This window comes from Bradyrhizobium japonicum USDA 6, assembly GCF_000284375.1.
Classification (GTDB): domain Bacteria; phylum Pseudomonadota; class Alphaproteobacteria; order Rhizobiales; family Xanthobacteraceae; genus Bradyrhizobium; species Bradyrhizobium japonicum.
In genome coordinates this window covers 7,431,025-7,451,236 of the sequence record NC_017249.1, presented here as the reverse complement: position 1 = coordinate 7,451,236, position 20,212 = coordinate 7,431,025, and the positions used below count along the sequence as shown (strand labels likewise).

Below are 20,212 nucleotides of genomic sequence, written 5' to 3'. Positions count from 1 at the left end.
ATGGGACGCAGACGTTCGCGCCATAGCCGTCAGAACCGGTAGCTCGCCTGGACCTTCACGGTGCGGCCCTGGCCGGGCGAGATGTTGTTGTTGCCGTCGGCGGACGCCCAATAGCCGCGGTTGAAGATGTTCTCGACCGTGAGCTGCGCCCGCCAGTTGGCGTCGATCGTGGCGTAGACGCCGGCATCGAAGCGCACGAAGCCCGGCAGTCTCACCGTGTCATCCGACGACGCAAAGGAGTCGCCGAAATAGATGATGCCGAGCGCGGCCGCCCACATCGGCGTAAACTGGTACTTGTTCCACCAGGCGAACTGATTGTACGGCACGAGCTGCACGCGATTGCCCGGCACCACGGTCGCGGACGTCGCGCTGGTGATCTTCGCATCGGTATAGGCGTAGCCGAGCAAGGACTGCCATTGCTCGGTGACGTAGCCGACGAGGCTCGCCTCGAAACCGCGCGTCAGCGTGCTGCCGGAGGGCAGGAAGAAGCCGGGATTGTTGCCGTCGGCGATCGGCTGGTTGGTGCGGTTGAGATTGTAGATCGCCGTCGAGAACAACAGCTTCGGGTTGATGTTCCACTTCATCCCGACCTCGGTGTTCTCGAACTTCTGCGGCTGAAGGATCAGCGTGCCGTCGTTGAGCGAGGAGAACTGGTCGCCGGAGGCGGGCAAATACGAGATGCTGTAGGCCGTGTAGACCGACATCGTCTCCATCGACTTGAGGAGCACGGCCGCCTGCGGCGATACCAAATTGTCGGTGCGGTTGCGGTTGAGGTTGGTGTTCATGTCCAGCGCCGACATCTCGAAGCGGTCGAATCGCGTTCCCACGATGAGCTGGAGCGCACGCGAGAACTCGATCGTGTCGCGCAGGTAACCGGACTCGACGTTCAGTGCATATTTACTGTTCGAATCCGGTGTCGTGACGCCGTCGGTGTTGGTGCCGGTGAAGTGGTGAACGAAGTTGACCGGCCCGAAATAGGTCGGCGCGAACGGATTCTGCACGATGGTGTTGGTGCCGTTCGGGAAGACGCCGGTGTTGCGGATGTCGACGCCGGTTTGGCGGCCAAATTCGGTGCCGAAGCCCACCGTGTGCGCGATCGGGCCGGTCCAGCCCTTGTAGGTGAAGTCGGTCTGGTTGAAGAAATTGTCGCGGTTGGTCGTGTGCTGATAGGCGCCGAGATTGACCGCGGTGTCGGCCGCATTGACGGCGCCGGCGAGCGGCCCGCCGGTCGGATAGACGTTCTGATAGAACTTCTGGTAGTCGGCCGCGAACGTGCCGTTGCGCACCGATAGTCCGTTCTGGAAATCGTGCTCGATGATCGCCATGCCGGTCTGCACCGTCGCTTGCGCGGTATTGAGGCTGGGGCTGCCGAAGAACGTCTGGAGATTGCCGTTCGGCGCAAACGGCGTCGTCGGATTGAAGCGCGTGACGCCGCCGGGAAGGCTCTGCGAGGGATTGCCGCGATCTGCGGTGCGGCCGTCGTGGTAATACTCGTAAGACAGCTTGATCTTGGTGAAATCATCCGGCTTCAACGTGACGGTCGGGTTGATGCCGTAGCGCTCGAGATGATTGAAGTCGCGGAAGGCATCGCTGCCCTCGTAGAATACGTTGAGCCGCGCGGCGACGTTGTCGTTGATGGCCTGTCCCGCGTCGAGCGAGACGCGGCGGTCGCCCCACGAGCCCGTTTGCGCGGTGGCCTGGTAGATGCGATTGCCGTCGGCCTCCTTGAGGGTGCGATTGAGCACGCCACCGCCGGCGCCGCGGCCAAAGGTCAGGGCGCTCGGGCCCTTCAGCACCTCGATGCTCTGCGCGTTGTACATGTCGCGGAAATATTGCACGTCATCGCGGAAGCCGTTGACGAAGAAGTTCGCGCTGGAATCGACGCCGCGGATGACGAGCTCGTCGCGATTGCCTTCGCCCTGGTGGACGGCCACGCTCGGAACGTAGCGGGTGACATCGGTCAGGCCCTGGTAGTTCTGGTCGCGGATCTGCTGTTGGGTGATGACGGACAGGGATTGTGGGATGTCGACGATGGGCGTGTTGGACTTGGTGGCGACGGAGGTGCTGTTGGCGAAATAGCCGACCGTCCCGGTGCGCGAGTCCTGCGATGGTGCGAAGGGCTGTGGCGCGGCGGTCGTCTCCGGCCGCCGTGCCGTTTGCGTCCGGCGCGTCCGCGTGCCGCTCGACCGGCGTGCGGCCGAAGCGGGATTGGTGCGGCGCTGTGTTTCCGGCGCGGTCACGGTGACGGATGGAATCGTCACGCCCTGTGCGGGCGTGGATTGCGCAAGGGCCTGCGGACTGGCGAAGAACGCAGCTGACGTCATCAGCGCGGTCAACGCGCCTCCGATACCCGAAAAATTGCGCTTGGACATGTAGCTTGCGGCAGGCAACAGCTCTCCCGCGGCGGCGATGTGGCTCATCGCGCCCCCTTCACTCTGCAAAACTCGCCCGGATTCCCCATTGCGCGGCCGGATGCGGGGCAAGGCGCATCCGTGCACGCGAAGTCACTGTGTGCATGAACACGGCGACCCCGCGGCCATTCCGCGCAGGATGATTTGAATCGTTCGAAACTTGTCGGGTTCCAGGCGATCACATGTTTCGGCGCGCCGGCAGCATCCGTGGCGACTACGGAGTTATCTCGGCGCCCGCGTGTGCTAGCACCGGACCGATCGAGATCTCCTACGCCGGGCAAGCGATGACCACCTTCAACCGCATCTTCACGACGGAGCGTCTGCTCCAGATCATCGTCATTCTGGCCGCGACGATCGCGATGAAGCTGATGGCGTGAGCCTCTAGCGGGCTATTGCCCGCCGAACTCGGGCACGTCGGGCAAATAGTTCGAGCCCTCGGAGCCCAGGAAATCGAACATCGCCTGCGCCGGTGGCAGCAACACCTTGTCGCTGCGGCGGATCACGTACCATTGCCGGACGATCGGCAAACCGGCGACATCGAGCACGATGAGGCGGCCTTCGGCGAGCTCATGCGCCACCGTGTGGGCCGAGATGAAGGCGATGCCGAGCCCAGCGATGACGGCCTGCTTGATGGTCTCGTTGCTGCTCATCTCCATGCCGATGATCGGCTCGAGATCGGATCTCTGGAACATGCCTTCCATCAGCGTGCGCGTCCCTGACCCCGGCTCGCGGGTGAGGAAGGTCTCGTGCACGAGGTCGGTCAGGTTGAGGCCGGAATCCTTCCCCAGCCAGTGTCCCTTGCGTGCGACGATGATGTGCGGATTGCGCCCGAGCTGACGCACGTCGACGCTGACGTCGGCCGGTGGCCGACCCATCACGGCGAAATCGAGATCATAGCCGTGCATGGCCTCGCGGATCTCCTCGCGATTGCCGATCGTGAGCTTGATCTCGATCTTCGGATGCCGCTTCGAGAACGCCGCGATCGCATGCGGCACGAAATATTTCGCGGTCGAGACCGCGCCGAGATGCACCGTGCCGCCGGTCCGTCCAGCGAGCAGATCGAGCGCGCCTTGGCAGTCCATGATCGCGGCCTCGACGCGTTCGGCGAGGGCCAGCACCTCCTTGCCTGCCTCCGTCAGCAGCATGCCGTCGCCGGTCCGCTGCACCAGCGGCAGGCCGGCGAGGTCCTGAAGCTGCCGGAGCTGCTGGGTGACGGCTGGCTGGGTCAGGCCGAGCTGGCCCGAGGCCGCGGTGACGCTGCCCTTCGCCGAGAGCGCCGCAAGCGAGCGCAGCTGCCGGATCGTCAGATGCCGGAGCTGGGCCGCTGCGTGGCCGGGGCCATTATAAGAAAATTCTTTGGCGCTCATTATGAATAGAAATTTTCCTTATTAAGTCGCCCCTGTCAATCTCCTCGTGTTGGGACCGACCGCACCGACCTCCAGCGGGGAGGGAACTGGATGCGGCGCCCGCAAGGGGATGGACGCAGATGACCGGGCAACTCAGGTTGGACGACCACCTTCAACGGTATTCCGAGACGGCGCCGCATGCGCTGGCCGTGGCAGCCGCAGTCGACGCCATCGCGGCGGCGGCGATCGAGATCGCCGACCTCATCGCCACCGGCGATTTCGCGGACGCGTCGGGCCTGACCACCGGCCGCAACAGCGACGGCGATCTCCAGCGCGACCTCGACCTCCAGGCCGATGCGATCCTGCGCCGCTGTCTCAGCAGGCTGCCGATCGCGGCGCTCGCGTCGGAGGAGATGCGCGAGCCGCAAATCGGCGACCGCGAGGCAAAAATCTGCGTCGCGATCGATCCGCTCGACGGCTCCTCCAACATCGACATCAACATGACCGTCGGCACGATCTTCTCGATCCTGCCCGCGCCGGATGACCCCACTCTCGCCTTCCATCAGCGCGGCTCGGCGCAGCTTGCTGCGGGGTTCGTCACGTATGGGCCGCAGACCTCACTGGTGCTGACGCTCGGCGACGGCGTCGACATCTTCACTCTCGACCGCAAGGCGGGCTGCTTCCGCCTCGCGCGCAGCGCCGTGCAGATCTCCGAGACGTGCGAAGAATTCGCGATCAATGCGTCGAACCGCCGCCACTGGGATTCGCCGGTCCGCGCCTTCGTCGACGAATGTCTTGCCGGCGTCGAAGGGCCCGCCAACCACAATTTCAACATGCGCTGGATCGGCTCGCTGGTTGCGGAGGCCTACCGAATCCTCACCCGCGGCGGCGTGTTCCTCTATCCCTCGGACGCGCGCCCCGGCTATGGCGACGGCCGCCTGCGCCTCACCTACGAGGCGCACCCGATGGCCATGATCATCGAGCAGGCCGGCGGCTCCGCCACGACCGGGCGCGAGCGCATCCTCGAGCTATCGGCGCAGAGCCTGCACCAGCGCGTGCCGCTGATCATGGGCTCGAGCAACGAGGTGCGGCGCGTCGAGGAACTGCATTGCGATCCGTTGCTGGTCGCCAGCATCTCCGCACCGCTGTTCGCGCGGCGCGGCTTCTTCCGGCTGTGAGCGAGGCGATCCATGTCCAGGAAGCATCCGATCATTTCCATCACCGGCTCCTCCGGCGCCGGCACCACCTCGGTCAAAAAGACGTTCGAGCAGATCTTCTTCCGCGAGAAGGTCAACGCCGTCTACATCGAGGGCGACGCCTTCCATCGCTATGACCGCGCCGAGATGCGCACCCAGATGGCGAAGGAGGCCGAACGCGGCAACAAGCATTTCAGCCATTTCAGCCCCGAGACCAACCTGTTCGAGGAACTGGAGCGTGCCTTCCGCGACTATGGCGAGACCGGCACCGCGACGACGCGGCACTATGTCCACGATGCCGAGGAGTCCGCACTGCACGGTGCGGCGCCCGGGACCTTCACCGAATGGGAGCAGCTACCGGAAAACTCGGACCTGTTGTTCTACGAGGGCCTGCACGGCGCCGTCGTCACCGACAAGGTCAATGTCGCGCGCTACGCCGATCTCAAGATCGGCGTCGTGCCGGTCATCAATCTCGAATGGATCCAGAAGCTGCACCGCGACCGCAGCGCCCGCGGCTATTCGACCGAGGCCGTCACCGACACCATCCTGCGGCGGATGCCCGACTACATCCATTACATCTGCCCGCAATTCACCGAGACCGACATCAACTTCCAGCGCGTGCCGACGGTGGATACTTCCAATCCGTTCATCGCGCGCTGGATCCCGACGCCCGACGAATCGATGGTCGTGATCCGCTTCAAGAACCCGCGCGGCATCGACTTTCCCTATCTGCTGTCGATGCTGCCGCACAGCTGGATGTCCCGCGCGAACTCCATCGTGTGTCCCGGAGCGAAGCTCGATCTGGCGATGCAACTGATCCTGACGCCACTGATCATGCAGCTGATCGAGCGCAAGCGAAATCTGAAGTGAACTGGGAGAGAATCCGATGAACATCTCCGTCCACGCCGAAGCCGACATCACTGCAGTCACACACAGCGATCTCGCCAACGCAGTCCGTTTCCTCGCGGTCGACGCCATCGAGACCTCGCAGTCCGGCCATCCCGGCCTGCCCATGGGCATGGCCGATGTCGCAACCGTGCTGTTCTCGCGGTTCCTGAAATTCGACTCGGCTCACCCGAATTGGCCGGACCGCGATCGCTTCGTGCTCTCGGCCGGGCACGGTTCGATGCTGCTCTATGCGCTGCTGCATCTCACCGGCGGCGATGTCAGCCTGGACGACATCAAGGCGTTCCGGCAGTGGGGCTCGAAGACGCCGGGACATCCGGAATACGGCCACACGCCGGGTGTCGAGACCACGACCGGCCCGCTGGGGCAGGGGATCGCGACCGCGGTCGGCATCGCGCTCGCCGAGCGCATGGCCAATGCACGGCACGGCGACGGTCTGGTCGATCACTTCACCTATGTGATCGCCGGCGACGGTTGCCTGATGGAAGGCATCAGCCAGGAGGCGATCTCGCTCGCCGGTCATCTCCAGCTCGGCCGGCTGATCGTGCTGTTCGACGACAACGGCATCTCCATCGACGGGCCGACGTCGCTGGCCACTTCCGATGATCAGCTCGCGCGCTTTGCGGCCTCCGGCTGGTCGGTCCGCCATGTCGACGGCCACGACCCCGAAGCGGTTGCGCAGGCGATTGCCGAAGAGCGTGAGAGCGCAAAACCATCGCTGATCGCCTGCCGCACCATCATCGGCTATGGCGCGCCGGACCGTCAGGGTACCGAGAAGGCGCATGGTGCGCCGCTGGGGACCGAGCAAACGGCGGCGGCGCGGCGGACGCTCGGCTGGGACTATCAGCCCTTCGTGGTGCCGATCCCGATCCTCAAGGCATGGCGGATGATCGGACAGCGTGGACAGGTCGAGCGTCTTGCCTGGCTCGACCGCTACGAATGCGCGACGGCCGCGCAGCGCGAGCTGTTCATCGAGGGCAAGGCCGTTGCCCTGCCGGAGGCCTATGCCCAGGCCTCGGCGAAATTGCGCGAGCGCTTTGCCAGCGAACGTCCAAAGCTGGCGACGCGGCAAGCCTCGCAACAGGTGCTCGACGGCATCGCCGGGACGATTCCCGGACTGGTCGGCGGCTCGGCGGACCTGACGCATTCGAACCTCACACACGCCAAAGCGCAGACTCCGGTGACGCGTGGGACGTTCGCCGGCGGCTACATCCACTACGGCATTCGCGAGCACGGCATGGCCGCCGCGATGAATGGCCTCGCGTTGCACGGCGGATTCATCCCCTATGGCGGCACCTTTCTCGCCTTCTCCGACTACAGCCGGCCGGCGATCCGTCTTGCGGCCCTGATGCGGCTGCGCGTCATCCATGTGATGACCCACGATTCCATCGGTCTTGGCGAGGACGGTCCCACGCATCAGCCCGTCGAGCATCTCGCGGCCCTGCGCGTCATCCCGAATCTTCTGGTCTTCCGCCCCGCCGACGCGGTCGAGACGCTGGAAGCCTGGGACTGCGCGCTCGAGGCGGAGGATCGCCCCTCCGTGCTGTGTCTGTCGCGTCAGGCGCTGCCGACATTCCGCAGCGACGTGCGCGGCAGGAACCGTGTCGCGCGCGGCGCCTACCTCATCGTCTCGCCGGACGGCGGTCGCGACGTCACGTTGATGGCGACCGGCTCCGAAGTCTCGATCGCGCTGGAAGCCGCGCGCCTGCTCGCGACGGAACATATCCGCGCCGCTGTGGTCTCCGCGCCATGCTTCGCGCTGTTCGAGGAGCAGCCGGAGGACTACCGCGCCTGCGTGCTCGGCACCGCCCCGCGCGTCGGCATCGAGGCCGCAGTCGCCGGCGATTGGCATCGCTGGATCGGCGCGGACGGCGAGTTCGTCGGCATGCGCGGCTTCGGCGCCTCTGCGCCGGCGCCCGTGCTCTACCGGGAATTCGGCATCACGCCGCAAAGCGTTGCCGAAGCCGCCCGGCGGGCGATCACCCGCGCCGGCAAGCCATAACAGGAGGAACTTTCGTGGCCCGTATCACCCTTCGTCAGCTGCTCGATCACGCCGCCAGCCACGGCTACGCGGTGCCGGCGTTCAACATCAACAACATGGAGCAGGGTATTGCGATCATGCAGGCCGCGGCCGAGGTCGATGCGCCCGTGATCATCCAGGCCTCGCGCGGCGCGCGCAGCTATGCCGGTGATCTCATGCTCTCGCACATGATCGACGCGCTGGAGCGGACCTATCCGGACATTCCGCTCTGCATGCACCAGGACCACGGCAATGACGAGGCGACCTGCGCCTCCGCAATCGCCCATGGCTTCACCTCGGTCATGATGGACGGCTCGCTCAAGGCCGACGCCAAGACCGCCGCCGATTACGACTACAATGTCGCGATTACCCGCCGCGTCGTCGATCTCGCGCATTGGGTGGGCGCCTCGGTCGAAGGTGAGCTCGGCGTGCTCGGCTCGCTCGAGCATGGCGGCGGCGAGCAGGAGGATGGCCACGGCGTCGAGGGCAAGGTCAGCCACGACCAGCTCCTCACCGATCCCGACCAGGCCGTCGACTTCGTCCGCGCCACCAAGGTCGATGCGCTCGCGATCGCGATGGGCACGTCCCACGGCGCCTACAAGTTCAGCCGCAAGCCTGATGGCGACATCCTGGCGATGCGGGTTGTCGAGGAGATTCACCGCCGCCTGCCGAACACGCATCTCGTGATGCACGGCTCCTCTTCGGTGCCGCAGCCACTCCAGGACATGTTCAATCAGTTCGGAGGTGAGATGCCGCAGACCTGGGGCGTGCCGGTGGAGGAGATCGTCCGCGGCATCAAGAGCGGCGTGCGAAAGGTCAACATCGACACCGATTGTCGCCTGGCGATGACCGCGGTGTTCCGCAAGGTCGCCGCGCAAACGCGCTCGGAGTTCGATCCGCGCAAATTCCTCAAGCCTGCGATGGATGCGATGCGCGAGCTCTGCCGCGATCGCTTCGAGCAGTTCGGTACAGCGGGCCACGCCAGCAAGATCAAGGTCATTCCCTTGAGCGAGATGGCGCGGCGTTATCGCGCCGGCGATCTCGACCCGCGTATTGGCACCCGCGAACCGGTCGCCGCCTAATCATTCAGAGAGAGAAGAGCAGGAGAGAGCCATGAATGCACACGCAGGAACCGTCCGGGGCAAAGAGCGCTATCGATCAGGCGTGATGGAATACAAGCGCATGGGCTATTGGGAGCCCGATTACACGCCGAAGGACACCGACGTCATCGCGCTGTTCCGCGTGACGCCGCAGGAGGGCGTGGACCCCATCGAGGCGTCAGCGGCGGTTGCCGGAGAATCCTCGACCGCGACCTGGACGGTGGTGTGGACTGATCGCCTGACCGCTGCGGAGAAGTATCGCGCAAAGTGCTACCGCGTCGATCCGGTGCCCGGCACGCCGGGCTCGTATTTCGCCTACATCGCCTACGACCTCGACCTGTTCGAGCCGGGTTCGATCGCCAACCTGTCGGCCTCGATCATCGGCAACGTGTTCGGCTTCAAGCCGCTGAAGGCGCTGCGTCTGGAAGACATGCGCTTCCCGGTCGCCTATGTGAAGACGTTCCAGGGGCCGGCGACCGGCATCGTGGTCGAGCGTGAGCGGCTCGACAAGTTCGGGCGGCCGCTGCTGGGCGCGACGGTGAAGCCGAAGCTCGGCTTGTCCGGGCGCAACTATGGCCGCGTGGTTTACGAGGCGCTCAAGGGCGGGCTCGACTTCACCAAGGACGACGAGAACATCAACTCGCAGCCCTTCATGCATTGGCGTGACCGCTTCCTCTATTGCATGGAGGCCGTGAACCGCGCGCAGGCGGCGTCCGGCGAGGTCAAGGGCACCTACCTGAACGTCACCGCGGGGACGATGGAGGACATGTATGAGCGCGCGGAGTTCGCGAAAGAGCTCGGGTCGTGCATCGTGATGATCGATCTCGTGATCGGCTACACCGCGATCCAGTCCATGGCGAAATGGGCGCGGCGCAACGACATGATCCTGCATCTGCATCGCGCCGGTCACTCGACCTATACGCGGCAGAAGAGCCACGGCGTGTCGTTCCGCGTCATCGCGAAGTGGATGCGGCTCGCCGGCGTCGACCACATCCATGCCGGCACGGTGGTCGGCAAGCTCGAAGGCGATCCCAACACCACGCGCGGCTATTACGACGTCTGCCGCGAAGACTTCAACCCGACCAAGCTCGAGCATGGCCTGTTCTTCGACCAGTCCTGGGCGAGCCTCAACAAGATGATGCCGGTCGCCTCCGGCGGCATCCATGCCGGCCAGATGCACCAGCTGCTCGACCTCCTCGGCGAGGACGTCGTGCTGCAATTCGGCGGCGGCACCATCGGCCATCCCATGGGCATTGCGGCCGGTGCGATCGCCAACCGCGTGGCGCTCGAAGCGATGATCCTCGCCCGCAACGAGGGGCGCGACTACGTCCATGAAGGTCCGGAGATCCTGGCCAGGGCGGCCGAGACCTGCACGCCGCTGAAGGCTGCGCTCGAGGTCTGGAAGGACGTCACCTTCAACTATGAATCCACCGACACGCCGGACTTCGTGCCGACCGCGCTGGAAACCGTTTGAGGAGTATTGACATGAAACTGACCCAGGGCTGCTTCTCGTTCCTGCCTGATCTGACCGACGACCAGATCTATAAGCAGGTGCAGTATTGCCTGACCAACGGCTGGGCGGTGAATATCGAGTTCACCGACGATCCGCATCCCCGCAGTACCTATTGGGAGATGTGGGGCCTGCCAATGTTCGACCTCCAGGACGCCGCCGGCGTGATGATGGAGCTCGCCGAATGCCGCAGGGTTTACGGCGACCGCTACATCCGCATCAGTGGATTCGACTCCAGCCATGGCTGGGAATCGGTGCGGATCTCGTTCCTCGTCAACCGCCCGCCGCAGGAAGCCGAGTTCGAGCTGGTGCGGCAGGAGGTGGGCGGACGTGCGATCCGCTACACCACCGTGCGCCGGCCGGCCGCGCACGCGTCGACGTAGTCACTCCTCTCCGCGCGGGGCACTCCCTGCTCCGTTTCCTTGGCGGACCACTGCTTCGCCGCTCTCCCCGCGGCGAAGCTCTTTTCTTCGAGGTGCCGATGCTTGATGTCCCTCATGCGACGACCGCTGAAACGAGCGAGACCAGTTTCGATCTCCGCAAGGAGGCCGAGGCGGCCGGGATCACCGACACGCTGCAACAGCTCGAGCGGGAGCTGATCGGCCTCCGGCCGGTCAAGAACCGCGTGCGCCAGATCGCCTCACTTCTGCTGATCGAGCGCATCCGTCAGCGTGCAGGCCTGGCATCGTCGCCACCGACGCTGCACATGTCGTTCACCGGTAATCCCGGCACGGGCAAGACCACGGTGGCGCTGCGCATGGCGAAGATCCTGCATGGTCTCGGTTTCGTGCGGCGCGGGCAGGTGATCTCGGTGACGCGCGACGATCTCGTCGGCCAGTATATCGGCCATACCGCGCCGAAGACGAAGGAGATCTTGAAGAAGGCGATGGGCGGCGTGTTGTTCATCGACGAGGCCTACTATCTGCACCGGCCCGACAACGAGCGCGATTACGGCCAGGAGGCGATCGAGATCCTGCTCCAGGTGATGGAGAACCAGCGCGAGGACCTCGTCGTGATCCTCGCCGGTTATGGCGAGCGGATGACGAGCTTCTTTGCCTCCAACCCGGGCTTTCGTTCGCGCATCGCTCATCACATCGAATTTCCGGATTATGCCGAAGCCGAGCTGCTGGTCATCGCCGAGCTGATGCTGAAGGAGCGCGGCTACGGCTTCTCGGCCGCCGCGCGCGAGGCCTTCGAGAAGTACATCGAACTGCGCCGGACCCAGCCGTTCTTCTCCAATGCGCGCTCGATCCGCAACGCGGTCGACCGCATCCGCCTGCGGCAGGCCGATCGCCTCGTGTCTGATCTCAACCGGATGCTCGATGTCGTCGATCTCGAAACGATCGATCCGACGGACGTCCTTGCGAGCCGCGTCTTCAGCGGCGGTGCGGACGCGCAGAGGAGTGCGAAGCCATGACGGGAGAAATCCTCATCGCGCCTTCGATCCTGGCCGCAGATTTCGCGCGCCTCGGTGAGGAGATCAGGGCTATTGATGCTGCCGGCGCCGACTGGATCCACTGCGACGTCATGGACGGACATTTCGTGCCGAACATCAGCTTTGGCGCCGACGTCATCAAGGCGATCCGGCCGGCGACGGCGAAGATCTTTGACGTGCATCTGATGATCGCGCCGACCGATCCCTATCTGGAGGCGTTCGCAAAGGCAGGCGCCGACGTCATCACGGTTCATGCCGAGGCCGGCCCGCATCTGGACCGCTCGCTCCAGGCCGTCCGCGCGCTCGGCAAGAAGGCTGGTGTCAGCCTGTGTCCGGCCACGCCGGAAGCTGCGATCGAATACGTGCTTGATCGTCTCGACCTCGTGCTGGTGATGACGGTCAATCCCGGCTTCGGCGGCCAGTCCTTCCTCGACTCCCAGATCGAGAAGATCAGGCGCATTCGAAGCATGATCGGCGGCCGGCCGATCCGGCTCGAGGTCGATGGCGGCATCACGCGCGACAATGCCGCCGCCGTGGCTGCCGCGGGCGCCGACACCCTCGTGGCAGGATCGGCCGTGTTCCGCGGCAAGAGCAGCGCCGATTATGCGGGCAACATCGCCGCCATCCGCGCTGCTGCGGAAGCCGGCAGGGTTCCGAAGCTGCAACATGGTTCGGCGCAGACGATCCGGGCCGGCGAGACCGCGCTCGCCCGGTAGAATACGGCATACAGGCATGGCAGAGCGGGCGTCGCGCTGGCTGTGCCATGGCGTGCCGTTCCGTCCGAGGTTCTGCAGGGCATGCGGCACAGCGCAGCGGGCCTTCCTCGCGCGAGTTCTGCGCAGAAATGCAGGGCAATCTCATCGGGTGGCCGGAATCGATCGAACGGTATCTTGATCTGATCGGCATCTTCGCCGCGCGCCGGCGCTAAGCCTGGCCAATGAGTTCCCCGTGGAGTTCTCCGATAGGAACCAATGGGGGCCTGCGCGTTTCCCAGACGTTAACCCAGGTTGCGCGGGGTGCTTCGCACGCAGTAAATGTTTTGCATAACCGCCATCGGCCTGACGTAAATCAGGGCAATAAGCTCAGTGAATGCGAGGGAGGGTCTCATGGAGAACGTACGTCGCTACCGGGCGCTGGCGTCTCTCTGTCGTCAGCAGGCGGCCTATCGGCCGCTCCAGAACTGGCAACTCCTTGGCCAAGCCGAGCATTTCGAATATCTCGCCGAGATTGCGCTGAAGGCGCATTTCGATGCGTGCAACGCGCAGCCCAAGGACGAGGCCATCGCCACCGCGCCATTTGAGACCCCCGCCGCGGCGTGAGGGCGTCGGTCCGTTGCGGATCATCTCTCGATCAATGTGACATCAGCGTCGGGACGGTCATGGCCTCCAGCATGGCGCGGGTGACGCCGCCGAGGAAGCGTTCCTGCAACCGTGAGTGGCCGTAGCCGCCCATGACCAGGAGATCGAGGCCCTCGTCGGCGGCCAGCGACAGGATGGTCGGCTGGATGTCGGCGCGCGCTGCCGACAGGCTGACCGTGCGGGTCGACAACCCGCGCCGGCCGAGGTGTCTTGCCAGATGGCTTGCCGAGACCTCGTCGCGAACGGCGTCGGCTTCGTTGATCGTGATGATCACGATCTCCTCGGCGCGGGCCAGGAGGGGAGCGGCGTCGCGCATCGCGCGGGCGGCGAGGCGGCTGCCATCCCAGCAGATGCCGATCCGGTTCGCCTTGAATGAACCGCGAAAGGTGTAGGGCAGGAACAGCACTGGTCCGCCCGCCTGGAACAGGATCTCGCCGGGCATATCATTGTCGAATGAGCCTTGCGCCGGATCGGGCTGCAGCACGATGCTGAGATCGTGGAGCCGCGCCATCTCGCCGAGCGAGCCGGCTGCATCCGCCGGGATTGCGCCGAGCGGGTGGCAGGTGCAGGAGATGCCGGCGTTCCTGGCTTCGCTCTGAAATATCGCCAAGGCGGCCTCGGCGCGCTCCACCGCGCGCTCGCGCTCCATCTCGAACACGGCCGCTACGGCGGCTCCGCCATCCAGGACGTAGGCAGTGCTGCTCGCGATGTACCCGACAGCGACGGCGTCGACGTGTGCGTTGAGTTTCGCCGCGAGCGCGATCGCGCCGTCGATCACCGCGTGCATCGGGCGCTCGGTCGGGATGTGGACGAGAATGTCTTTGTACATGGTGTGCCTCCGATGGACATCATCCAGTGGCGGCAGCCTATCACGGCGCACGTGGCCCGTGTTGAGCCGCATCAAATATGCAGCCCTGATTTTCGCGGGACCTTTGCCAAGATTTAATCGGGCGGACGGGACGCCGTAAGGTGACGATGTCCATGTTGGGTGCAAGGCGACTTACCCAACATGGACATTTCGACATGAACGACCGCGTCAATTCCGACACCACCACGTCCCGCAAGATCTTGAAGCCGCGCCGGCTTGCGCTGCTGGGCACCGTGGCCGCGCTTGGCGTGGCCGTGCTGGCTGCCTCTCCCGCTTCGTCGCAGTTCGGTCTGAACTCGTTCGTCGCGCCGGCCCAGGCCGCGGAAGCCGCCGCGACCCCGCCGGGCTTCGGCGATCTCGTCAGCAAGGTCAAACCCGCCGTCATCTCGGTGCGGGTCAAGATCGACCGGGACAATGACAAGAGCGCGATGCTGCAACAGAACCGGATGGATTCGGACGAGGATTCGCCGTTCGACCAGTTTTCGCGGCAGTTCGGCTTCCGCGGCCCTGGTGGCATGAACGGCATGCCGCGCCAGCGCCACCAGGTGATCACGGGCGAGGGTTCCGGCTTCTTCATCTCCGCCGACGGCTATGCCGTGACCAACAACCACGTCGTCGATCACGCCGAGTCGGTGCAGGTGACCATGGACGACGGCACGAGCTACACCGCGAAGGTGGTCGGCACCGATCCGAAGACCGATCTCGCGCTGATCAAGGTCGATGGCAAGAAGGACTTTCCGTTCGTCAAATTCTCCGACCAGAAGCCGCGGATCGGCGACTGGGTGGTCGCGGTCGGCAATCCCTTCGGCCTCGGCGGCACCGTTACCGCCGGCATCGTCTCGGCCAACGGTCGCGACATCGGCAACGGTCCCTATGACGACTTCATCCAGATCGACGCGCCGATCAACAAGGGCAATTCCGGCGGTCCGGCCTTCGACATGAACGGCAACGTGATCGGCGTGAACACCGCGATCTTCTCACCCTCCGGCGGTTCGGTCGGTATCGGCTTCGACATTCCGGCTTCGACCGCGAAGCTCGTCGTCGCGCAGCTGAAGGACAAGGGCTCGGTCACCCGCGGCTGGCTCGGTGTGCAGGTGCAGCCGGTGAGCGCCGAGATCGCCGACAGCCTCGGCCTCAAGGAGGCGCGCGGCGCGATCGTCGACAACCCGCAGGACGGCAGCCCTGCGGCGAAGGCCGGCATCGAGGCTGGCGATGTCATCACCGCCGTCAACGGTACCGCGATCAAGGACTCCCGCGATCTCGCCCGCACCATTGCCACCCTGGCGCCGGGCACCTCCGTGAAGCTCGACGTCTTCCACAAAGGCGAGAGCAAGACGGTGACACTCGCCCTCGGCGAGTTGCCGAACGAGCGGCAGGCCAAGGCCGGCGAGGGCAAGGCGCAGCCGAACACCGGCACGCCGCGCCTCGGTCTCAGCCTGGCGCCGGCCGGCGACGTCCAGGGCGCGGGCCAGAAGGGCGTCGTCGTGACCGATGTCGATCCGCAGGGACCCGCCGCGCAGCGCGGCATCCAGACCGGCGACGTCATCCTCAATGTCGGCGGCAAGGCCGTCGCCAATGTCGGCGACGTCCGTTCCGAGCTGGCGCAGGCCAAATCGTCCGGCAAGAACAGCGTGCTGTTGCAGGTGAAGAGCGCGGAAGCGACGCGGTTCGTCGCGGTGCCGCTGGCGTAAGCCTCGCGCTTCCGGCGGCAAACTCAAAGGGCGGCCTGCGGGCCGCCTTTTTCGTGCGCGTCTGGAAGATTCCCACAGGTGTCGATAACATTCTCGTTAACGGCAGCGTTGATGACGGGTTCGTCCGAAAAAGCCGCGTTCGCTCGTCACAGTTCAGAATCACGTGTTGGGCTTGGGCGTCAATGAAGACGCCCAAGCGAATTGCAGGAGTGGAACTTCGAACGCCCGGCCTTCTTGTGGAACCGGTGGTTCGCATTTGATCGGTGCCGACATGGATCGATTGAAGCTCTCGCTGAGGTGTGCGCTGCTCTTGGCGCCGCTTGTCATGACGACCGGAAGCGCCCTGGGGCGCGACGATGGCCGCTACGCAAACTCGCCCCTGAAACCCTGGTTCGATAGCTTGCGCAGCCATCTCGGGCCCTGCTGCTCGGATGCAGATGGCTTTGCTGTATCCGACCCCGATTGGGAATCGCACGATGGGCACTATCGCGTGCGGCTCGACGGGCAGTGGGTGGACGTGCCTGATGAGGCCGTCATCACCGAGCCAAACAGGGCCGGCCACACCATGGTGTGGCCGGTGAAGACTGCATTCGGGATTTCGATCCGTTGCTTCATGCCGGGCAGCATGATCTGACGCGGGTCGGGCGTTACCGCTTGCTGGATTTGCGCTTCGAGGTCTTCTTCGTTTTCTTGGCTGTCTTCTTGGCCGTCTTCTTCTTGGAGGTCTTTCGCTTCGACGCCTTCTTCGGGACCTTCTTACCTTTCGCGCGCGCTTCCGACAGGCCGATTGCGATCGCCTGCTTGCGACTCTTCACGCGTCCGCCACGACCGCCGGGGCCGCTTTTCGCGGTGCCCTTCTTGTAACGGCGCATCTCGCGCTCGACATCACTGCTGGCGCTGCGTGAGTAGCGGCGTTTCTTTGCCTTGCGTGCCATCAACTCTCTCCCTTGGCCCGGGGAAAGAACCGCATCACTGACCCAACGTTCCGAATGCGCTGGCCGCGCTCCTCAGAAGGAGTTCGCCAACTCGATCTCGTCTTCCAGCGCTCGAATGCGGCGCGCAGCCTCAGCGGAGGACAGAGCCCGATCGTATTGAGTGGGCTGATAGGCCTCCTCGCTCAGACGCTTCAGCCTCAACCCCTGCGCACGCGTCATCTGCTCCGTGAGGAAAACCCTGGCGTCGTATTTACCTTGAACCTGCATCTGGCCTCTCCGTTCCCAAATCGTCACTTGACTATATGTTCTTATTTTGTTCTAACAAGTCATGGACAACAGAATTAATGAAATTCGACGCAAAATCAGCGCCTTGAGGCTCGAGATGGCCGACATCGAGGTGTCTGTGCGCGACCTCGTCGATCGCGACCGCGACTGCACTGAAAAGGCCCTGGCGCAGATGGATCTGCGCCGGAAGATCAACCTGCTGATCGGCGAATGGAAGGCGGCCGGTGGCGGCGATGTCTTGCCTGACGTCCGCGAGCGGGTACGCCTTCGTCCTGCAACGACATCCGGCAATCCGCTGCGCGTGATCGCGCGCCGCTGAGAATTTTGGGAGCGTGCAGTGGAGGAAGACCCGGACACGTACCGGATTCTAAAACTGCGCGCCGAAATTCTCGAACTCGGCTCCGCCATCCGGCAATTGCAGCGCGAGGGTCTCGACGATGCCGCAGCCCAGCTCCTGATTGCACGCAAACGTGCACAGCTCGAGCATCTCGTGAAGGCGAATGCTGCAGGACGGCCGCTCTAGCGATGTGACGCTGGAAGGATTCCCAATCCAGCTCCAAAGCGAAAGGCCCCGCGTCGCCGCGAGGCCTTGATTGTCGGCGCCGGAGCTCACTTGGTGTTGCTCATGCCGCCCTTGTTGTTCGTCATGGTGCCGCCTTGGTCGGAGCCGGGGCCAGAACCACCTTGACCGGAGGGATCAGCGCCCTTGGAGGACTTGGTGTTGGCGCCCGTGGTCTGCGACGAGGACATCGCGGATCCGTGCTTGGCCTTATGCGACTTGGCCTGCGCGGCGAACGGAGCGGCGGCGAGGCCGGTTGCCAACATCACGGTGAGAGCGAGCGTGGTGGTTTTCATGCGCGGGAACTCCCTGAGTTAAATTGACGCAGGCAGCCAACCGTCATTTGCCGCAGGAGTTCCGAACGAAAGCGTCCGGTGCGCATCACGCGCGCTTCAAAATTCCTTGTCCTCGGCGAGGATGAACACGAGGCCCGTGAGCGTCGCGCCGATCGCGAACGTCGTTACCAGTGTGATGATGAAGACTATAGCGGCCGAATGTCCGCCGTGGTTCAGCAGATTTGCGACTGTCGGATTGAACAGGACGAGGGCGAGACCGAAGACAAGGCCGAGGGCTGCGCCCATCATCGCATGCGTCATCAGCTTGATGGCGCCGGTCGGAGAGATAAGGCTCGGCGACTTTTTCCCGCGCATGGAACCGCCTCGCGGTGTGGCATAAAACGCGCGCGACGATTGCGGGTTCCATTGTCATGACGATTTTGTCATTCCCCGCTTCATCCGACGTTCATGGCGGTCTTGCGAGGATGAATGCCATCAACACGGGAACATTCGATATGGGTAAGGTCGTCTTTCTCTATCGCTCGCTGGCCTATCGCAACGCGGCTGCGGACATGCTGCGCAAGGCGCGCAAGCTGCCCCGCGGCGCCGAGCGGAGCGCAGCCCGCCGTTACGCGCGGGCGCTGCGCGAGCTTTCGCAAACGGAAGCCTGGCTGGAAGGACGGGTCGCTGACGAACCGCAGGCGATGCCGCGCATGAGGGTCGCCGCGACGCGCTAGAGCAGTATCGGTTCTGAGTGAATCAGGGCCGAAGCTCCAGGTTCTTGTCCTCACGCGCGAACCGGAGCCCACCTCGCACGCAAGCGCTCTAGCCTGAGGCCCGCTGAAGGGGTTCGGACGGAGCCGCATCGAACTTGCTCGCGGCCGACGGCGCTACGGTCTTCCGCGTCAGCGGCACTTCGAGCCGGCACAACAGGCCTTCGGCGCGCCAGTCGAACTCCGCCTGTCCGCCGAGTTGCGATTCCACACTGGCAAGCAGGCTCCGCGTGCCGAAGCCACGGGATTTCGGCGTCCTCACCAGCGGACCGCCGGTTTCGTCCCAGGTCAGTGTGAGGTGGTCGTCCTCGACCTGCCAGCCGATCGCGAGCCGCCCCGACCGCGTCGAGAGCGCGCCATATTTCGCCGAGTTGGTGAAGAGCTCATGCAACGCCAGCGCCAGCGTCTGCGCTGTCGCCGGCGCCAGCTGAACTTCCGGACCGGCCAGCTTGATCTGGCCGCCGAGCGAGTAGGGCGCGAGCTCCTCGTCGATCAGCCTCGAGAGTTCGGCGCCCTGCCAGCTCGACAGCGACAGGATCGTGTGCACGCGCGCCAGCGCGTTGATGCGCCCCTCGACGGCGTTGACGTAAGCCTTGACTTCGTCGGCGCGGGTGAGGCGCACGATCGATTGCGCCAGCGCCAGCGCGTTCTTGGCGCGATGATCCACCTCGCGGGCCAGCAGGTTTTGTCTCTCTTCCGCGCGTTTGCGTTCGGTGATGTCCACGGTGACGCCGCTCACGCGCACTACGCGGCCGCCCTGGTCCACCGTCGCGGCTGCCGTGCCGACGCACCAGCGCACCTCGCCATCGGGTCGGCTGACGCGAAATTCGCCTTCATAGGCGTGCGCGCCGGTATTGAACGCGGCAATCGCCTGGCCGAACTGGTCGACGTCATCAGGGTGCAGCAGCGCCTGGATGTTGGCCGAGGTGACATTGAAGGTCTCCGGAGTCACGCCGAAGATACGGTACTGGCCTTCGTCCCACATCCAGTCGCCGTTGACCCAGTCCCAGTCCCAGGATCCCATCTTGCCGGCGGCGATAGCCATGCTGCGTCGCTCTTCGCTCTCGCGCAGCTTCGCGGTGGAATTCTCCAGCTCGGCCGTGCGTGCGCGAACGCGGTCTTCGAGCTCCTGGTTCAGCCGTTCGAGCTCGCGCGTCTTGCGGTAGAGTTCGGCAAACACCTTGATCTTGGCGCGCAGCACCTCCGGCACCACAGGCACCGGCACGTAATCGACCGCGCCCATCTCGTAGCCGCGCAACCGGTCGATGTCGCTCACCTGAATGGCCGAGATGAAGATCATCGCGGTCTTCTGGAAACGCGGATGCTCCCGGATCATCGCGGCCAGCTCGAAGCCGTCGAGCTCAGGCATGCAGACGTCGACCAGGATCACCGCGATCTCGGTCTTGAGCAGCACCTCCAGCGCCTCGCGGCCCGATGATGCGATCACGAGGTTCTCGCCGAGTTCCTTCAGGATCACCTCGTAGGCGAGCAGCTTGGCCGGCTGGTCGTCGACGAGGAGGATATTGACCTTTTCGTGGTCCATT

General features: G+C 64.6%; 23 protein-coding genes. 15 read left to right on the top strand and 8 right to left on the bottom strand.

What is annotated here, in order from left to right:
• Positions 1-29 precede the first annotated feature (29 nt).
• Positions 30-2,420: a TonB-dependent receptor gene (locus BJ6T_RS34810; RefSeq protein WP_014497278.1), complete on the bottom strand. Its 2,391-nt coding sequence runs from the start codon at positions 2,418-2,420 to the stop codon at positions 30-32.
• Between the two features lie 173 nt (positions 2,421-2,593).
• Here BJ6T_RS34810 and BJ6T_RS34805 point away from each other — a divergent pair, with 173 nt between their 5' ends.
• A complete protein-coding gene (locus BJ6T_RS34805; RefSeq protein ID WP_014497277.1) occupies positions 2,594-2,788 on the top strand; it encodes a hypothetical protein in 195 nt (64 codons plus the stop codon).
• A 12-nt stretch (positions 2,789-2,800) separates the two neighbouring features.
• On the opposite strand, the gene BJ6T_RS34800 is transcribed toward BJ6T_RS34805, so the two are convergent.
• Positions 2,801-3,778, bottom strand: a complete 978-nt coding sequence (locus BJ6T_RS34800) for a LysR family transcriptional regulator (RefSeq protein WP_014497276.1) — start codon at positions 3,776-3,778, stop codon at positions 2,801-2,803.
• Positions 3,779-3,897: 119 nt separating this feature from the next.
• Here BJ6T_RS34800 and BJ6T_RS34795 point away from each other — a divergent pair, with 119 nt between their 5' ends.
• The 9 genes from BJ6T_RS34795 to BJ6T_RS34755 all read left to right on the top strand — a co-directional run bounded on the left by BJ6T_RS34795 (position 3,898) and on the right by BJ6T_RS34755 (position 13,243).
• On the top strand, positions 3,898-4,935 hold the full coding sequence (locus BJ6T_RS34795) for a class 1 fructose-bisphosphatase (RefSeq protein WP_014497275.1): 1,038 nt from the start codon (positions 3,898-3,900) through the stop codon (positions 4,933-4,935).
• 12 nt (positions 4,936-4,947) lie between these two features.
• Positions 4,948-5,823: a phosphoribulokinase gene (locus tag BJ6T_RS34790; RefSeq protein ID WP_014497274.1), complete on the top strand. Its 876-nt coding sequence runs from the start codon at positions 4,948-4,950 to the stop codon at positions 5,821-5,823.
• 16 nt (positions 5,824-5,839) lie between these two features.
• On the top strand, positions 5,840-7,861 hold the full coding sequence (gene tkt / locus BJ6T_RS34785; protein WP_014497273.1) for a transketolase: 2,022 nt from the start codon (positions 5,840-5,842) through the stop codon (positions 7,859-7,861).
• 14 nt (positions 7,862-7,875) lie between these two features.
• Positions 7,876-8,961: a class II fructose-bisphosphate aldolase gene (gene fba, locus BJ6T_RS34780; RefSeq protein WP_014497272.1), complete on the top strand. Its 1,086-nt coding sequence runs from the start codon at positions 7,876-7,878 to the stop codon at positions 8,959-8,961.
• A 31-nt stretch (positions 8,962-8,992) separates the two neighbouring features.
• Positions 8,993-10,453: a form I ribulose bisphosphate carboxylase large subunit gene (locus BJ6T_RS34775; RefSeq protein WP_014497271.1), complete on the top strand. Its 1,461-nt coding sequence runs from the start codon at positions 8,993-8,995 to the stop codon at positions 10,451-10,453.
• Between the two features lie 11 nt (positions 10,454-10,464).
• Positions 10,465-10,872, top strand: a complete 408-nt coding sequence (locus BJ6T_RS34770; RefSeq protein WP_014497270.1) for a ribulose bisphosphate carboxylase small subunit — start codon at positions 10,465-10,467, stop codon at positions 10,870-10,872.
• 98 nt (positions 10,873-10,970) lie between these two features.
• The gene (gene cbbX, locus BJ6T_RS34765; RefSeq protein WP_014497269.1) at positions 10,971-11,906 is read left to right on the top strand and encodes a CbbX protein; all 936 of its coding nucleotides are present in this window, start codon (positions 10,971-10,973) and stop codon (positions 11,904-11,906) included.
• Positions 11,903-12,640, top strand: coding sequence for a ribulose-phosphate 3-epimerase (gene rpe / locus BJ6T_RS34760; RefSeq protein ID WP_014497268.1), 738 nt, complete (start codon positions 11,903-11,905; stop codon positions 12,638-12,640). Before cbbX ends, rpe begins: the two co-directional genes overlap by 4 nt.
• 390 nt (positions 12,641-13,030) lie before the next feature.
• Positions 13,031-13,243, top strand: coding sequence for a hypothetical protein (locus tag BJ6T_RS34755; RefSeq protein WP_014497267.1), 213 nt, complete (start codon positions 13,031-13,033; stop codon positions 13,241-13,243).
• Between the two features lie 31 nt (positions 13,244-13,274).
• Here the strand turns inward: BJ6T_RS34755 and BJ6T_RS34750 are convergent, their stop codons facing one another.
• Positions 13,275-14,111, bottom strand: a complete 837-nt coding sequence (locus BJ6T_RS34750; protein WP_014497266.1) for a universal stress protein — start codon at positions 14,109-14,111, stop codon at positions 13,275-13,277.
• Positions 14,112-14,305: 194 nt separating this feature from the next.
• Here BJ6T_RS34750 and BJ6T_RS34745 point away from each other — a divergent pair, with 194 nt between their 5' ends.
• Both BJ6T_RS34745 and BJ6T_RS34740 read left to right on the top strand, forming a co-directional pair.
• Positions 14,306-15,841: a Do family serine endopeptidase gene (locus BJ6T_RS34745; RefSeq protein WP_014497265.1), complete on the top strand. Its 1,536-nt coding sequence runs from the start codon at positions 14,306-14,308 to the stop codon at positions 15,839-15,841.
• Between the two features lie 271 nt (positions 15,842-16,112).
• Positions 16,113-16,475 (top strand): hypothetical protein, encoded by a 363-nt coding sequence (locus BJ6T_RS34740; RefSeq protein WP_028170150.1) that lies wholly within the window; start codon positions 16,113-16,115, stop codon positions 16,473-16,475.
• Between the two features lie 13 nt (positions 16,476-16,488).
• Here the strand turns inward: BJ6T_RS34740 and BJ6T_RS34735 are convergent, their stop codons facing one another.
• Together BJ6T_RS34735 and BJ6T_RS34730 are read right to left on the bottom strand one after the other, a co-directional pair.
• Positions 16,489-16,776, bottom strand: coding sequence for a DUF6496 domain-containing protein (locus BJ6T_RS34735; protein ID WP_014497263.1), 288 nt, complete (start codon positions 16,774-16,776; stop codon positions 16,489-16,491).
• A 72-nt stretch (positions 16,777-16,848) separates the two neighbouring features.
• Positions 16,849-17,043 carry a DUF3072 domain-containing protein gene (locus tag BJ6T_RS34730; protein WP_014497262.1) on the bottom strand — a complete coding sequence of 65 codons (195 nt, stop codon included), beginning with the start codon at positions 17,041-17,043 and terminating at the stop codon, positions 16,849-16,851.
• A 115-nt stretch (positions 17,044-17,158) separates the two neighbouring features.
• On the opposite strand from BJ6T_RS34730, the gene BJ6T_RS34725 reads away from it, so the two are divergent.
• Positions 17,159-17,380: a hypothetical protein gene (locus tag BJ6T_RS34725; protein WP_014497261.1), complete on the top strand. Its 222-nt coding sequence runs from the start codon at positions 17,159-17,161 to the stop codon at positions 17,378-17,380.
• 18 nt (positions 17,381-17,398) lie between these two features.
• A complete protein-coding gene (locus BJ6T_RS44120; protein WP_014497260.1) occupies positions 17,399-17,584 on the top strand; it encodes a hypothetical protein in 186 nt (61 codons plus the stop codon).
• 86 nt (positions 17,585-17,670) lie between these two features.
• On the opposite strand, the gene BJ6T_RS34720 is transcribed toward BJ6T_RS44120, so the two are convergent.
• Positions 17,671-17,916, bottom strand: a complete 246-nt coding sequence (locus BJ6T_RS34720; protein WP_014497259.1) for a hypothetical protein — start codon at positions 17,914-17,916, stop codon at positions 17,671-17,673.
• Between the two features lie 96 nt (positions 17,917-18,012).
• A complete protein-coding gene (locus tag BJ6T_RS34715) occupies positions 18,013-18,270 on the bottom strand; it encodes a hypothetical protein (protein ID WP_014497258.1) in 258 nt (85 codons plus the stop codon).
• A gap of 56 nt (positions 18,271-18,326) precedes the next feature.
• On the opposite strand from BJ6T_RS34715, the gene BJ6T_RS34710 reads away from it, so the two are divergent.
• Positions 18,327-18,632 (top strand): hypothetical protein, encoded by a 306-nt coding sequence (locus tag BJ6T_RS34710; RefSeq protein WP_225895060.1) that lies wholly within the window; start codon positions 18,327-18,329, stop codon positions 18,630-18,632.
• An 88-nt stretch (positions 18,633-18,720) separates the two neighbouring features.
• Here BJ6T_RS34710 and BJ6T_RS34705 read toward each other — a convergent pair whose 3' ends face one another.
• Positions 18,721-20,211, bottom strand: a complete 1,491-nt coding sequence (locus BJ6T_RS34705; RefSeq protein WP_014497256.1) for an HWE histidine kinase domain-containing protein — start codon at positions 20,209-20,211, stop codon at positions 18,721-18,723.
• Position 20,212: the final 1 nt, after the last annotated feature.

Coding starts and splice junctions, on each gene's coding strand:
- BJ6T_RS34810 (WP_014497278.1), bottom strand. CDS start 2,420: ATGAGCCACATCGCCGCCGCGGGAGAGCTGTTGCCTGCCGCAAGCTAC.
- BJ6T_RS34805 (WP_014497277.1), top strand. CDS start 2,594: ATGTTTCGGCGCGCCGGCAGCATCCGTGGCGACTACGGAGTTATCTCG.
- BJ6T_RS34800 (WP_014497276.1), bottom strand. CDS start 3,778: ATGAGCGCCAAAGAATTTTCTTATAATGGCCCCGGCCACGCAGCGGCC.
- BJ6T_RS34795 (WP_014497275.1), top strand. CDS start 3,898: ATGACCGGGCAACTCAGGTTGGACGACCACCTTCAACGGTATTCCGAG.
- BJ6T_RS34790 (WP_014497274.1), top strand. CDS start 4,948: ATGTCCAGGAAGCATCCGATCATTTCCATCACCGGCTCCTCCGGCGCC.
- tkt (WP_014497273.1), top strand. CDS start 5,840: ATGAACATCTCCGTCCACGCCGAAGCCGACATCACTGCAGTCACACAC.
- BJ6T_RS34775 (WP_014497271.1), top strand. CDS start 8,993: ATGAATGCACACGCAGGAACCGTCCGGGGCAAAGAGCGCTATCGATCA.
- BJ6T_RS34770 (WP_014497270.1), top strand. CDS start 10,465: ATGAAACTGACCCAGGGCTGCTTCTCGTTCCTGCCTGATCTGACCGAC.
- cbbX (WP_014497269.1), top strand. CDS start 10,971: ATGCTTGATGTCCCTCATGCGACGACCGCTGAAACGAGCGAGACCAGT.
- rpe (WP_014497268.1), top strand. CDS start 11,903: ATGACGGGAGAAATCCTCATCGCGCCTTCGATCCTGGCCGCAGATTTC.
- BJ6T_RS34755 (WP_014497267.1), top strand. CDS start 13,031: ATGGAGAACGTACGTCGCTACCGGGCGCTGGCGTCTCTCTGTCGTCAG.
- BJ6T_RS34750 (WP_014497266.1), bottom strand. CDS start 14,111: ATGTACAAAGACATTCTCGTCCACATCCCGACCGAGCGCCCGATGCAC.
- BJ6T_RS34745 (WP_014497265.1), top strand. CDS start 14,306: ATGAACGACCGCGTCAATTCCGACACCACCACGTCCCGCAAGATCTTG.
- BJ6T_RS34740 (WP_028170150.1), top strand. CDS start 16,113: ATGGATCGATTGAAGCTCTCGCTGAGGTGTGCGCTGCTCTTGGCGCCG.
- BJ6T_RS34735 (WP_014497263.1), bottom strand. CDS start 16,776: ATGGCACGCAAGGCAAAGAAACGCCGCTACTCACGCAGCGCCAGCAGT.
- BJ6T_RS34730 (WP_014497262.1), bottom strand. CDS start 17,043: ATGCAGGTTCAAGGTAAATACGACGCCAGGGTTTTCCTCACGGAGCAG.
- BJ6T_RS34725 (WP_014497261.1), top strand. CDS start 17,159: ATGGCCGACATCGAGGTGTCTGTGCGCGACCTCGTCGATCGCGACCGC.
- BJ6T_RS34720 (WP_014497259.1), bottom strand. CDS start 17,916: ATGAAAACCACCACGCTCGCTCTCACCGTGATGTTGGCAACCGGCCTC.
- BJ6T_RS34715 (WP_014497258.1), bottom strand. CDS start 18,270: ATGCGCGGGAAAAAGTCGCCGAGCCTTATCTCTCCGACCGGCGCCATC.
- BJ6T_RS34710 (WP_225895060.1), top strand. CDS start 18,327: ATGACGATTTTGTCATTCCCCGCTTCATCCGACGTTCATGGCGGTCTT.
- BJ6T_RS34705 (WP_014497256.1), bottom strand. CDS start 20,211: ATGGACCACGAAAAGGTCAATATCCTCCTCGTCGACGACCAGCCGGCC.